The following is a 14,153-nucleotide window of genomic DNA, read 5'->3' as shown; positions in this document are numbered from 1 at the left end:
GTTTCCGACCCCGTTTCGGACATAATGAGGACAAGAAAGAGAAACAGAGCTGCAAATGCTCATCAGCATGGACCAATATTTCAAAAAAACGGGGAGGTCATGATGAAATGAAAAAGGTAACAGCTGCGCTGCTGATCGGCGCATTGGCGGTAGCGGCAGGCTGCTCGGCATCCAACGGCAACGCAGGGGGAAGCGAGGGCGACCAGCCAAAGGTTGGGGTAGCGATTTACAAGTTCGACGATACGTTTATGACGGGCGTCCGCAACGCGATTACGGAAGCGGCGGCAGGCAAGGTACAGGTGGATATCGTAGATAGCCAAAACTCACAGCCGACACAAAATGACAAAGTTGACCTGTTTATTACCAAGAAGGTCAAATCCATGATCATTAACCCGGTAGACCGTACAGCAGCGGGCGTCATTATTGATAAAGGCAAAGCCGCGGATATTCCGGTCGTGTTCGTTAACCGCGAGCCTCTAGCTGATGATATGGCGAAATGGGACAAGGTGTATTTTGTCGGAGCGAAGGCGGAGGAGTCGGGCACGATGTCCGGCGATCTCATCGTCGATTATTGGAAGGCGCATCCGGAAGCGGATAAGAACGGCGACGGCGTGCTGCAATATGTCATGCTCAAAGGCGAGCCGGGCCATCAGGATGCCGAGCTGCGGACGAAGTTTTCCGTGCAGGCGATTGAGGATGCAGGCATTAAGGTCGAGAAGCTGGCGGAGGATACCGCAATGTGGGACCGCGTGAAGGGTCAAGAAAAAATGGCCGCGTTCATCGCTTCGCATGGCGATAAAATCGAAGCTGTCCTTGCCAACAACGATGATATGGCGCTGGGGGCGATTGAAGCTCTGAAGGCTGCGGGTTATTTTACAGGCGATAAATACATTCCAGTTGTCGGCGTGGATGCTACCGCTCCTGCTATCCAGGCACTGGATGAAGGCACGCTGCTCGGAACGGTATTGAATGATGCGACGAACCAAGGCAAGGCGACGGTTGAGCTGTCCCGTGTACTTGCTGCTGGCGAGACGCCAAGCAAGGAGAATACAGGCTTCGAAATTACCGATGGCAAATACGTGTGGATTCCGTATCAGAAGGTAACGAGCGCGAACAAGGATGAAGTGTTGAAATAATCGCTAAGCCGACTGCCTGCGGGGAGACGGTGGATAGCGGATAAGCAGAGCAAGGGAAGCATTTAGGCTGGCGCTGCCCTTGCTCTTTTTCCGATTATTAAATTGATAATTTTAACTTAATTGTATGTAAAGGGGTGTTACACAAATGCCAGAGCATCCGGCTTATGTGCTAGAGATGAATAACATCTCCAAATCTTTTCCCGGCGTAAAGGCGCTCGACGATGTGACGCTGAAGCTGCGCCCCGGTACGGTACATGCCTTAATGGGTGAAAATGGTGCAGGGAAATCGACGTTGATGAAATGTCTGTTTGGCATCTACAAGCCCGACGGCGGCGAGATTATGCTCGGTGGGCAGCTCGTGCAAATCAACAGCTCGAAGGACGCGCTGGCCCTCGGGGTGTCGATGATTCACCAAGAGCTGAACCCGGTGCCGCAGCGCGACGTCATGGAAAATATCTGGCTCGGACGATTCCCGACCAGAGGTCTAGGGCCTTTGCAATTCATTGACCACCGCAAAATGCAGGAGGAAACGGTGAAGCTGCTCAAAGATCTGGAGATGGATATTCATCCGAAGCAAAAGGTAGGCGATCTGTCCGTATCCAAAATTCAATCGCTGGAAATCGCCAAAGCAGTATCGTTTCATTCCAAGGTTATCGTCATGGATGAGCCGACCTCCTCGCTCACGGGCAATGAGGTGGAGCAGCTGTTCCGCATTATTAATGAGCTACGGCGGCGCGGCGTGTCAATTATTTATATATCTCATAAAATGGAAGAAATTTTGAGGATTTCAGATGATGTTACGATTATGCGCGATGGGAAGCATGTCGGCACTTGGGAAGCGAAGGAGCTGACGATTGATAAAATCATTACCCGCATGGTTGGCAGGGACCTATCGAATCGTTATCCGGAGCGGACGAATGTGCCGGGCGAGGTGCTGCTGCGGGCGGAGGGCTTAACCTCGGTGCATCCGCATTCGTTTAAGGATGTTTCGTTCGAGCTGCGCAAGGGCGAGATTTTAGGACTTGGCGGGCTAGTTGGGGCGCAGCGTACGGAGGTCATTGAAGCGCTGTTTGGCATGCGGGCACTCAAGCAGGGCAGCATTCATCTGCATGGTAAACCAATTAAATTAAAGGCGCCGTCTGACGCTATCCGTCAGGGCATTGCGCTGCTCACGGAGGAACGGCGGGTTACCGGGATTTTTCCTGTGCTGACGATTTCGGAAAATACGGTTATTGCAAACTTAAGCAGATTCAAGACACCTTATGGCTTAATCAGCAATAGACGGATTTCCGAAGTGTCGCAGCAAAGCGTAGAGAAGTTTCGGGTCAAAACGCCATCGACCAAGCAGCTTATTCGCAACTTGTCCGGCGGCAACCAGCAGAAGGTGCTGCTCGCCAGATGGCTGCTGACCGATCCGGAGGTGCTTCTGCTTGACGAACCGACGCGCGGCATTGATATTGGAGCGAAATACGAAATTTATTCGTTCATGATTGAGCTTGCAAAGCAGGGCAAAAGCATCATTATGATTTCCTCCGAAATGCCGGAGCTGATCGGCATGTCCGACCGCATCATCGTCATGCGCGAGGGGCGCATATCTGGCATCGTGGATGGCAAAGCGGCGACAGAGGAAGAAATTATGCGGCTTGCCGCACAGTAATGGCGAACAGCACAACTTGGAGGAGTGAATACGATGAATGCACTGGAGGCAAAGGGAGTTAAGCATTTTTTCTCCCAAAATGCGATCTATATTATATTGGTTCTGCTTATCGTCGGCATAGCTGTAGCCGATCCTAATTTTATCGGCATTACGACGCTGCGGGATATTTTGCTGCAATCGTCAACACGGGTCATTATCGCTTTAGGCGTGGCGTTTGTACTCATTACGGGAGGAACGGATTTATCCGCCGGGCGAATTGTTGGCTTGAGCGCCGTTGTCTCGGCGTCGATGCTGCAAATGTCGGATTATCCGCGCAAGTTTTTCCCAAATTTGCCGGAGCTGCCGATTATCGTTCCGATTATACTGGCGATTGTTGTCGGTTTGATTTTTGGCTTGATCAACGGCATTATTGTTGCGAAGTTTCATGTTCCGCCGTTCATTGCGACGCTCGGCTCCATGGTTATCGTGTACGGCGTAAACTCGTTTTACTTCGATATGAAGCCTAATCAGTCGCAGCCTATTGGGGGCTTAAGCAAGGAATTCAGCAAGCTGGGGACCGGGTATATCGGGCCGAACGGCACCTATTCGATCCCGTATATCGTCATTATAGCGATTGTCGTCTCGTTTATCGTCTGGGTTATTTTCAACAACACGCGGCTGGGCAAAAATATGTATGCCATCGGCGGCAATATCCAAGCGGCTAATGTATCTGGCATTAATGTATCGCGCAATTTAATTTATATTTATGCGATTGCTGGCGCGCTGTATGGATTGGCAGGCGTGCTGGAGGCTGCCCGCACTGGGGGAGCTACGAACAACTACGGAAATATGTACGAGCTGGATGCGATTGCGGCCTGTGTCGTCGGGGGCGTCTCGACGGCGGGCGGTGTGGGGCGCGTGCGGGGTATTCTCGCCGGAGTGCTCATTTTCAGCGTCATCAACTACGGTCTGACCTTTGTCGGCGTAAGCCCGTACTGGCAGCTCATTATTAAAGGGATGATTATTGTCGCTGCGGTTGCTTTTGATATTCGCAAATATGTGGCGAAGAAATAGCGGCGCTTAGAATCAACGAGGTAAGGGCAGGAAGAAGGCTTCGCTTACTGATCATTAGCCAAGCTGAATAGAGACAGGTGAAGAATGTGGTCCTCGGGCCGCATTCTTTTCTGTTGTATAAAGGTGCAGCAGGCATCGTAGAGCAGGGCTTCTTTTAGCATTTCTTCAGATTCATTTAACCCTGCCTTCATCTTGCCTCCATATACTTAACTAAATTACAACGAGTAGGGCAGGTGGAGTAAGATGAGTGCAAATTCGAAATGGTTAAAATGGCAGCTTGGAGCCGCAGGAGCGGTCGGCGTCTTTATATTGTTCAGCACGGTGCAAAATACAGCGGCTTTTCAGGCGGCGCAAACGGCATCAGCTGGCGGCAGCTCAGTTTCAGGAACGGAGCAGCAAAGCGATCAGCAGGATACGGTGGACCAGTGGTTGTCCACGGGGCCCGGAAGCAGAGGCGGCAGCTCAGATTGGAATAATGGCAGCAGCGGGAGCAATTGGTCGGATAGCTCCAGCGAAAGCGGAACGGGCAGTTCGCGTTCAGAAAGCCGCGGCAGCGTAGACAGCCGTAGCAGCAGTGGAAGCGGCAGCTCCAGCAGCTCGGGCAGCATGCGCTCGCAGTCAGGCAGGTCCTAATTATGAGCGGGCGGGGGACGATACGGTTTCGGGCGATGAATACGAATGTCGAAATTTTGCTGGATTATGCGGCAGAAGAACGTCGCACAACGGCCTTTTATGCCGACCGCGCTCGCGACTGGTTTGAGGCGGTAGAGCAGCGGTTCAGCCGCTTCCGCCCGGATAGCGAATGGAGCAGGCTTAGCCGCTCGACTGGCAGCTGGGTCGTTGTGTCGGACTGGGTATTTGAGGTTATTGCCGCGGCGGAGCACCATCGCGCTCTGACGGAGGGAATATTCGACCTGCGAATACTGCCGGGGCTTGAGGCATCTGGTTATTCGCAGTCCTTCGAGCATGCGGCGGCGTTTCAGGCGAAAGCGGGCGGTGCGGAGCGGCAGAGGCTGAGTCTGGCTGGCGAGCTGGAGCTGGATTATGGCATGAAGGCGGTGAAGCTCGCCGAAGGAACAGGGCTCGATGCGGGCGGTATCGCGAAGAGTTGGGCGGTGCAGAAGCTCGCCGATTGGCTGAGGCGCAGCAGAAGGGTTCCGGCAGGCATCGTCAATGCCGGCGGCGATTTGTATGCGTGGAATAGCGGGAGCGAAGCCGCGCAGCCAGCAATGATTGATCTCCAGCACCCATGGGAAGCTGGGGCTGTAATCGGGGAGCTGCTGCTGGCGAACGGTGCAGTTGCAACCTCGGGCATTCTGGGCAGGCGTTGGGAGGCGGGCGGCAGAAGCTTCCATCATTTGATCGATCCGCTGACAATGAAGCCAAGCGTCAGCAACATCGTTCAGGCAGCAGTTGCTGGCCCGGATGCCGTCGCCTGCGAAATATGGGCGAAATCGCTGTGCATCGGCGGCCTTGATAAGGGCATTCGGCTAATGGACGAGCATGCGCGAGACTTTGAAGCCGTTATTTTTATGAGCAATGGAGAGATCGTGAAGCATGGAAAAAGCCGCAGACTTGGCTTGGAGTGGCATATCCCGCAGCAATTGCATAGTACGGTAAATGCGGTGTCGGCAGGTAGACGCGGCAACGGCAATGACAGCGAAAGCAGAGTCGAAGGTGTGATTAAAAGCGAGCTTGAAAGCATAATCGAACGCGAGAAGGAGGAATTAGCATGACAGAATGGATTTTGAGCTGGCCGACATGGCAAATGACGCGGGTGCTTGGTATTGGCTCTTATTTAATGCTGTTTGTTGGCATGTCGCTGGGCATGCTGTACAGCTATCCGTTTGTGAAAGGGCCAAGCAAAGCTCGCGTCTACAATTGGCATATCCGCTTTACGAATGGAGGAACGCTGCTGGCGCTGCTGCACATGGCGGTGCTCGTCATTGATACGTACACGCCTTTTACATGGAGTGAGCTGCTGATTCCTTTTACCGCACATGATCATCCGGTCGTCTATGGCATAGGCACCCTTGCGCTTTACGGCATGCTGATACTCATTTTGACCTCGGATCTACGGCCAAAGCTGAAACGCAAAGTGTGGCTCGCTATCCATATGCTAGCTTATCCGATTTATTTGCTGGCCTTGTTTCATGGTATTTTGGCTGGGACGGACACACAGCTTGGCCTCGTGCAATTCATGTATGGCGCGACGTTAATCGTCACCGTATGCCTGCTTCTGGGGCGGGCAACCGTCAAGAAAAAGCCAGGAGCTGTGAAAAATCGGGGTGTCGCGGCGAAAGGCTGATCATTTTTTTAGCAGTCCCGTATAGGTTTAGACAGCTTGCGGAGAAGATAGTAGAATGAATGGGGATTGGTATGAACAGGCGGCTGGTGTAAAGGATGTTCTTCAAAGCCGCTGGATATGGAGGAAACGAAGTGAGCAATCTTCTTGTTATTTTCACGGGAGGGACGATTGGCAGCAAAGCTGGCGCGGGAGCGATTAGCGTGCGCGAGGCAGGCTCCTATGCCATCATAGAAGGCTATCAATCGGGCCCCCGTTACCGCAAGTCTGTAAAGCTGGAATGTGTTCAGCCGCTAAATATTCTTAGTGAAAACCTAGTACCGGATGATTGGAATGTGTTGATTGAAACGATCCGCAGCACAGACCTTTCTCGCTATGACGGCATTATCGTGACTCATGGCTCGGATACGCTGGCCTATTCGGCTGCAATGCTGAGTTATATTTTTTGTGATAGTCCCCTTCCGATAGTACTTGTGGCGAGCAACTACCCGCTTGGCGATCCGCGCAGCAATGGACTGCGGAACTTTGCCGCGGCTGTTGAATTTATAGATGGCGAGAGGCTAAAGGGTGTCTATGTCGTCTATGAAAATAGTGCAGGCGAGGCTATCGTGTATTTGGGTACACGCGTTACGCAGGCGGTGTCATTCACTGATCAATTGGAATGCCCGTATGACGTGCATTACGGGATGATGAGCGAGGGCAAGCTGATCGTAAATGAGCATCCTTACAACCCTTCCCCGCAGGAGCTTCGCTCTCGCAAGCCTGCTCCGAGTCCTTTCGCCGCTGGCAAGGATAAGCTGCAATCGGGACTGCTGTATGTGAAGCCGTTTTTCGGCATGACCTATGACTATTTTGATTTTGGACAAAAAGCGCCGAAGGCCGTCGTTCACGATCTGTTCCACTCCGGCACGGCGAACACGAGTGGGAGCGAGCGTCATTCCCTGCTTGCTTTTGCCGAGTATTGCGCCAAGCATAGCGTAGACTTGTATTTGTGTCCGCTCAAGGACAGCTCAGAGACGCTTTACGCGTCGTCGGTTGCCTTGCAGCAGGCGGGGGTAGCCTTTATCGAAAATATGTCGGTGGACGCAGCGCTTATGAAGCTGACGCTTGCTTATTCCATTTATAATGATAAGCAGCAAATTCGCGAGTTTGTCATGAATACCCCGCTCTTCTATGAGTTTGTGGCATCCCGCTGATGGACATGCTATCGTTGATTGAGTAAGCAAGGCGCAATAGCCATTATAAAGGAGCTGATTGGAGATGACGCAAGTGCAAATCGGACAACAGGTTGAAAATTTTACATTGCCAGCCTCGAATGGTACGGACGTTTCGCTGCATGACTATAAAGGCAAGAAGCTGGTCATCTATTTTTACCCACGGGATATGACGCCGGGCTGTACGACGGAATCGTGCGATTTTAGAGATTACAATGGACAATTCAAAGCGTTCAACACCGAAGTCATAGGCATCAGCCCAGATGATCTGGCGTCGCATGATCAGTTTATCGCGGCTCATGAGCTGCCATTTCTGCTGCTCTCGGATACCGCTAATCAGGTTGCCGAGCAGTTTGGCGTATGGAAGCTGCGCAGCCGCAATGGCGAGGAGTTTATGGGTATTGAGCGTTCAACCTTTCTAATCGACGAAGAGGGCAAGCTGGCAAAGGAATGGCGCAGCGTCGTCGTTGAAGGCCATGTGCAGGAAGTGCTGGAGGCAGCGAAGCAGGTCTAATAGGTGCAGCATGCTAGATGACAAGCGATTTTGTGAAAAATAAAGCGGCAGGCAGGACCCGGGTATACGCCCAGGGTCTTGCCTGCCGCTTGTTTGCGTCAGTTCTGCGGTTCGCGGTCTGGCAGCTGACCAACGTAGCTGTCGGAGAGCTGGAGCAGCTCCAGTGCGCGGTTGTATTCATCCTCGGTTGTTTTCTTGGCGCTTTCCCGGCCATCGCCTGCCAGCGGGTGATGGGTGCCATCATCGTAGCCGCTGCCGGAAAGGAACAGCTCCTTGCTGCTGACGAAGGAGCCCGTTGGCAAATAATAGCGCTGTGGCAGAAGGTTGTATGAGGTGCTGTTCAACAAATCCTGGCCAAAATGAATTTGCTTATCCAGCGAAATGCCAAGCAAGTTCGAAATCGTTGGCAGCAAATCAACCTGTCCGCCTAGCTGATCAAACTCTTTAGGCGAAGTAATGCCAGGTGGAGCAATAACAAGCGGAATATTAATCATATCGGTATAGCTGTACTCATAGCCGTAAATTTCCGCCATTAACTCTTTATCATCGCGATCCAGCGAATAAATCGGCAAGCCCAGATGATCGCCGTACAGCACAATTAGGCTGTCATCCCATAAGCCGCGCTGCTTGAGATCGTCAATAAACTTACCCAGCGCGTAGTCCGCGTAGTTCTGGGCGCGAATGTAATCGCCGACGAATGTGCCCTCGTAGCGCTCAGGCAGCTCCATTTGATACTTCGTATCCGGTATCGTAAAGGGATGGTGAGCGGTCATCGAAATAACTTGGGCATAAAAGGGCTGATCCTTGCCGTCCATTTTCGCCAGCTCAGCCGCTGTTTTCTTATAAAGCACCTCATCGGAAGCGCCAAAAAATACCGTATCTTCTTCACCGAAAAAGGCTTTGTCATAATAACGATTGAAGCCAAGCGCCTCATACAGCTCGCCACGGTTCCAGAACTCCACGACATTCGTATGAAACGTCGCCGTATCATAGCCGTTTTCCGTTAAAACGCGCGGCAGGCTCGGCAGTATCTTGCCCGCATACACTTGGGTAGCGGCGCCATTTGACGGAATATAATAGGATGTGTTCACTATAAATTCAGCATCGGACGTATTCCCTTGGCCCACGCCTTGGTAGAAATGCTTGAAATAATAGTTGTCCTTCGCCAGCTTATTCATGTTCGGCGTAATTTCCTTGCCGTCAATAGTAAGGCCAATGAGAAAGTTTTGGAAGGATTCCAGCTGGATAATAATCAGGTTTTTGCCCTTGGCAGCGCCTTGCAGCTGCGGCGTGGCGACAGGCTCAAGCGTCTTGAGGCTGTTGATCTGCTCCTGCGTAATCGTGGAGGAATCGACAAGCTCCGGTTCTTTTTTGCCAAAAAGCGTATAGGCCTCATAATTCAGGATGCCCATTTGCTCGGCTTTCACAATCTCGTTCATGCTGGCACTATTCGGCAAAATGTTAAACAAGCACAAGCCGAGCGATACCGCGAAAACGCTAGTTAACATTTTTTTGCTCAAGCGAGTCTGGCTGGCGGTTTTCCAATACCGCGCCTTCTGCTTGCGCATAAGAAAATAGAACATAAGGATCACATCAATGAAGACGAGTAAATAATACGGGTCCATCAATGAAAATACGCTGTTGCTGACCGCCGTTACCTGATTGACCTGCTTTAAGGCAGAGCTGGTGACTATGACGCCGTAATATTTATAGTACATTAGCACAGCAAAGAGGATGGCCGTGATTAGTAAATTGGCTGTTAAATAATAAGTAAGCTTGCGCTTCGTTGCGAACCATTCAATAAGACAAAAGACGATTAAGGCAAATGGAACCTCCTTGAAAAGGGTGCTCCACGACGGGCTTCCGAATACAACCATCCATGCCAGATAGCTTTTGAAAAGAACAATAAGAGAGAAAGCAATGATAGGCCGGGTGCTGAACAGACGCTTTGGTGCAGATAAAGTCAAAATATCTCCTACCTTTCCTCGCCATTTAAGGGCCGAGTCACTCGTAAATTTACGATAAATTCATACTTATTATGCCTCTTTCCGCAGTAGAATGTCAAAATGCAAAAATAACCCTATGCTGCGTTTTCGCGCAATAGGCTCACAAAAATTACATTGGAAATTTCGGCAACCTTTTAAGACAGAATGAAGTCTATTAGGTATAGTATAAAAAGTACAGCTCAATCGTTTATTACACCTTTTTCCTATTAATGAAACTAGTTGAGGAGTGCATCATGAAGAGAAAACGCAGAAGAGCGGTCGTTATTTTATTTTCCTTATGTTTAATTGCGATGGCTATTATAGTAGTTGTGAGGTTTGATAAAACGGCAGCGGAGGCGCCAGGCTCAGGCTCAGGTAATACAGCTGCTGCTTCGCCGACGTTAGAGGCTGCTGCCGAGGTAGACGCTTCGCCGTCTCTATCGCCGATTGAGGAGAGTTCTACACCGGAGGCAACAGCCACGGAGACAGCGGAAGAAACACCAACAGCAGAAGCAACGCAAGCGGTCACGCCTGCTCCTACAGCGTCGCCGACTGTGAAGCCGGCCCCAGAGCCGACAGCGACGCCGAAGGCAACAGCAAAGCCATCTGGCGGCAGCTCGTCCTCGGACTTGGATGAGGGCTTAGCCGTTGTCGCGGAGCCGGAAAGCATTACGGCGCTAGTGAATAAGCAAAACAAGCTCCCGGATGACTATGAGCCTTCGGAGCTGGTATATCCAGATGTAGCCTTTATTTTCAGCGAGAAGATTGATAAGCGCAAAATGCGGAAGGTTGCGGCGGATGCTTTGGAAGAGCTGTTCGCAGGAGCGAAGAAGGACAAAATTTATTTAGCCGGTGTGTCAGCGTACCGATCACAGGCGACCCAAAAGTCGCTGTTTGATCGTTATGTGAAAAGAGATGGACTAGAGAAGGCTAGGACGTACAGTGCGATACCGGGAACGAGCGAGCATCAGACTGGGCTTGCGATTGACGTGTCTGGAAGCGATGGCAAATGCGCAGCTGAAAGCTGCTTTGGCGGAACCGATGAAGCGGAATGGCTTGGCAAGCACGCCTATGAATATGGCTTTATTATCCGTTATCCCGAAGGCAAGGATAAAATTACCGGCTACAAATACGAGCCTTGGCATCTTCGTTATGTAGGGAAGGCGCTGGCGAAGGAACTGACGGATAACGACGAGACGCTGGAGGAATATTATAACGCCATTCCAGTAAGTCAGTAATAGCAGTGTATTGTATAAGCAGCGTTACCCAGTCTGGAAATGAGCTCAGGCGGGTAGACGCTGCTTTTTATGAGTATGCTGCCGCTTTGCAATCCGCTTCTGAATGCTAACTAGATTTTTGATTCGAGCGTCCTTTGCCATTGACAGCTCACCTCCTCAGCTTTAGGATGGACAAATTAAGGATCATTTTATACGAATGAAGGGAATGGATGCGGATGGGAACTAGACTTTATTACAATCATGATGCGGGTGTAGATGATCTTGTATCTTTATTTCTTGTGCTGCAAATGAAAGAGGTGGAGTTGGTCGGCGTATCGGTCATACCGGCCGATGGCTATTTGGAGCCTGGCATGAAAGCCAGCCGCAAAATCATCGACCGCTTTGGACGTGGCAATGCCTCGGCAAGCGTCGAGGTTGCACGGTCCAATTCTCGCGGGCGCAATCCGTTTCCTGCGGAATGGCGGATGCATACGTTTTTCGTCGATGCGCTGCCGATCTTAAACGAGCCAGAGCAGATCAAGACACGCGAAGCGGAGCTTCCAGCCCATCTTCACATGATTGAGGTTATTCGTGCCTCAGATGAGAAAACAACGCTGCTGTTCACGGGCCCGCTGACCGATTTGGCCCGCGCATTAGATGAAGCGCCAGATATAGAAGCGAAGATCGAGAAGCTTGTCTGGATGGGCGGAACGTTCAATGAGAAAGGCAACGTACAGGAGCCGGAGCATGATGGCACTGCTGAGTGGAATGCGTTCTGGGACCCGGAGGCCGTAGAGCGGGTATGGGCAAGCGAAATTCCGATTTTCCTCGTTGCATTGGAAAGCACGAATAAAGTGCCGCTCACGGTGCCGATTCGCAATCGTTGGGCTTCACTGCGCCGCCATGAGGGCATGGATTTTGTCGGGCAATGTTATGCAGCCTGTCCACCGCTTGTTTATATGGAGACAAATTCGACGTATTACCTATGGGATGTTCTAACGACAGCGACGGTGGGCGATTCAAGCCTCGTCTCAATGAAGACGGTGCACAGCAAGGCGATTGCGCATGGCGCCAGCCAAGGACGCACCATTGAAGCGGCTGATGGCCGTCCGGTCAGCCTCGTATACGATGTGGAGCCGGAGCGTTTCTTCGACTATATAACACAGCTGGCCTGCAACGCCGAGCTTAATCCAGCTTAAGCAGTTTAGCATTAGTAATTTAGCATTAGTAATTGTGGCGTTTCAAAGCCTACCTGTGCGGGTTATTAGTACACAGAGGCTTCCAATTCACTTTGGTAAAAAAAGAGATGAAGCTGACAAGCTGCATCTCTTTCTTTTTTTGCTTAAGTACCATCCTTAAGCAGTATATTTAAAAAGTCTTTTCTAGAAAATTAGAGAATAAGGCGTAGCGGAATGAAAAGGTTGGACTGTAGAAGCGTAGCGTTCGTTTAAAGCTTTCCGTAGGAAAGCAGCATCGTAAGCATATACTTTTGTCCTTGAATGTCCACCTTGGGTGGCTTATTCAAAGATATTCAAGGGCAATGGCGATCGGAAGCCAACCTTTTCATGCAGCGCAGCCTCTTTTCACCAAAAGCACTAGAACGACGCTTTGAATTACGCTAGTCCATTTCGTAAATCGACCCAGATTTGCTAGCATAAAGCTCGGCATAAACCTTTTCCGCATAAGCGTCAGTCATACCGGAAATATAGTCTGCGACGAAGCGCGGCCAAGTCCAATTTTGCTTGTGCTGCTCATAGTTCGCAATCCAGTCTGGCGGAATGATGAGACGTCCGTGATCAGGAATACGGAAGCTCTCCCACAGCCTGCGAATCATAATTTCGCTGCGTTTTTGCAGACGCTGAACGCGGAAATCTTTAATCAGCGTCACCCACGCCAGCTTCTTGAGAATTTCCATCGTTCGGTGCAGCTCCAGATCCTGCTGTCCATCCTTGACGAAGGTAACCTTCTTCCAGCCTGGCGAAGAAGAGTCAATAATGCCGACCTTTCCGGCAAAAACGCTGACCCAGCGCGCTTTCATCTCCCTGCGCGTGCGCGACGTTTCCTGATCATACAGCGCATACAGCTCTTCCCATTGCTCCAAATAAGCGGCGAGCACCTTCTTCACCATCGCAGGAATGTCCACCTGATGCCAGCCAACCTCCATATTGCCCTGGTCCTCGACAATTTCCTGTACCAGATGGTCAATCAGGCGCTGATCTTCAAAAAACGTGCGATTCATTTGAATTTTGCCTGCGCGAATGCCATCCTCGATATCATGGGTGGAATAAGCGATATCGTCGCATAAATCCATCAGCTGCGCTTCGAGTGTGGAGCGGCCCTTGGGCATTTTCCATAAATGACGCAGTTGCTCAATATCTGCCCATTCGGAGCTGTAAAGACCTTTAAGCCGGCCAGGCTCATCCAGCGAATAGGGGTATTTATTTGTAGCCAGCAGCACGGCCGCGGTCAAATCAAGCCCGCTGCCGCTTCCGGCGCGCTTCTCCAGAAACATAAGGATGCGGAAGTTTTGCGCATTGCCTTCATAGGTCATGCCATGCTCCTCCTGAAGCAGGTGGTCAAGCACCTCTTCCCCTTTATGACCAAATGGCGGATGGCCAAGATCATGGGCGAGCGCCGCAATTTCAACGACGGCGGGATCGAGCATGAGGCCCGGATGTTCTTTTTTAGCTAAAAAGGCATATTGCTTGCCCAGTCTCCGTGCAACCTCGCGGGCGATTTGTGAAACTTCAAGCGAGTGCGTCAGCCGCGTGCGGTAATAGTCGCCAGAACCAGCGCCGAATACCTGTGATTTTCCTTGCAGCCTGCGAAAAGCGGGGGATTGAATCAAGCGGGCATAATCCCGTTCATATTCGTCTCGTTCTTCACTGAAAGTTCCCAGCGCAGGTTCGTCCAATCGTAGCTTGCGTAAGTCCATTGTTGTTCCTCCCATGCCGCTCCAGCAGTTCTTTTGAAAAATTGTAGCATACTTTCAAGTTTGAACATATACCGCCCATAGAGTATGATTTGATTAATTATAAATAAATGTGCAAGATATAAATGGCATAACGGGGG

Annotated in this window: 12 protein-coding genes; 10 read left to right on the top strand and 2 right to left on the bottom strand. The window is 51.0% G+C overall.

All coding sequences use genetic code 11. From position 1 onward, the window contains the following. The first annotated feature begins 107 nt into the window (after positions 1 to 107). The 8 genes from V5J77_RS25180 (at position 108) to bcp (ending at position 7,879) form a co-directional block, all read left to right on the top strand. Entirely contained in the window at positions 108 to 1,136 is a 1,029-nt protein-coding gene (locus V5J77_RS25180; RefSeq protein WP_338553527.1) for a galactose ABC transporter substrate-binding protein, read from the top strand. Positions 1,137 to 1,281: 145 nt separating this feature from the next. Further along, positions 1,282 to 2,793, top strand: coding sequence for a sugar ABC transporter ATP-binding protein (locus tag V5J77_RS25175; protein ID WP_338553526.1), 1,512 nt, complete (start codon positions 1,282 to 1,284; stop codon positions 2,791 to 2,793). A 33-nt stretch (positions 2,794 to 2,826) separates the two neighbouring features. Next, entirely contained in the window at positions 2,827 to 3,846 is a 1,020-nt protein-coding gene (mglC, locus tag V5J77_RS25170; protein WP_338553525.1) for a galactose/methyl galactoside ABC transporter permease MglC, read from the top strand. A 243-nt stretch (positions 3,847 to 4,089) separates the two neighbouring features. Next, positions 4,090 to 4,479, top strand: a complete 390-nt coding sequence (locus V5J77_RS25165) for a hypothetical protein (protein ID WP_338553524.1) — start codon at positions 4,090 to 4,092, stop codon at positions 4,477 to 4,479. Between the two features lie 2 nt (positions 4,480 to 4,481). Continuing rightward, the gene (locus V5J77_RS25160) at positions 4,482 to 5,582 is read left to right on the top strand and encodes an FAD:protein FMN transferase (protein WP_338553523.1); all 1,101 of its coding nucleotides are present in this window, start codon (positions 4,482 to 4,484) and stop codon (positions 5,580 to 5,582) included. After that, positions 5,579 to 6,154, top strand: a complete 576-nt coding sequence (locus V5J77_RS25155) for a ferric reductase-like transmembrane domain-containing protein (RefSeq protein WP_338553522.1) — start codon at positions 5,579 to 5,581, stop codon at positions 6,152 to 6,154. The genes V5J77_RS25160 and V5J77_RS25155 overlap by 4 nt, the downstream gene beginning before the upstream one ends. A 131-nt stretch (positions 6,155 to 6,285) precedes the next feature. Beyond that, on the top strand, positions 6,286 to 7,347 hold the full coding sequence (locus tag V5J77_RS25150; protein ID WP_338553521.1) for an asparaginase domain-containing protein: 1,062 nt from the start codon (positions 6,286 to 6,288) through the stop codon (positions 7,345 to 7,347). Positions 7,348 to 7,411: 64 nt separating this feature from the next. Then, complete coding sequence (gene bcp, locus V5J77_RS25145; RefSeq protein WP_338553520.1) at positions 7,412 to 7,879, top strand: thioredoxin-dependent thiol peroxidase; 468 nt, start codon at positions 7,412 to 7,414, stop codon at positions 7,877 to 7,879. Between the two features lie 98 nt (positions 7,880 to 7,977). Here bcp and V5J77_RS25140 read toward each other — a convergent pair whose 3' ends face one another. After that, positions 7,978 to 9,846 carry an LTA synthase family protein gene (locus tag V5J77_RS25140; protein ID WP_338553519.1) on the bottom strand — a complete coding sequence of 623 codons (1,869 nt, stop codon included), beginning with the start codon at positions 9,844 to 9,846 and terminating at the stop codon, positions 7,978 to 7,980. 272 nt (positions 9,847 to 10,118) lie between these two features. Here V5J77_RS25140 and V5J77_RS25135 point away from each other — a divergent pair, with 272 nt between their 5' ends. After that, a complete protein-coding gene (locus V5J77_RS25135) occupies positions 10,119 to 11,102 on the top strand; it encodes a D-alanyl-D-alanine carboxypeptidase family protein (protein ID WP_338553518.1) in 984 nt (327 codons plus the stop codon). A 215-nt stretch (positions 11,103 to 11,317) separates the two neighbouring features. Continuing rightward, complete coding sequence (locus V5J77_RS25130; protein ID WP_338553517.1) at positions 11,318 to 12,280, top strand: nucleoside hydrolase; 963 nt, start codon at positions 11,318 to 11,320, stop codon at positions 12,278 to 12,280. 419 nt (positions 12,281 to 12,699) lie between these two features. Here V5J77_RS25130 and dgt read toward each other — a convergent pair whose 3' ends face one another. Next, entirely contained in the window at positions 12,700 to 14,016 is a 1,317-nt protein-coding gene (gene dgt / locus V5J77_RS25125) for a dGTP triphosphohydrolase (protein ID WP_338553516.1), read from the bottom strand. Positions 14,017 to 14,153 lie beyond the last annotated feature (137 nt).

This window comes from Paenibacillus sp. KS-LC4 (genome assembly GCF_036894955.1).
Lineage (GTDB): Bacteria > Bacillota > Bacilli > Paenibacillales > Paenibacillaceae > Pristimantibacillus.
This window is presented reverse-complemented; position numbering and strand designations above follow the sequence as displayed.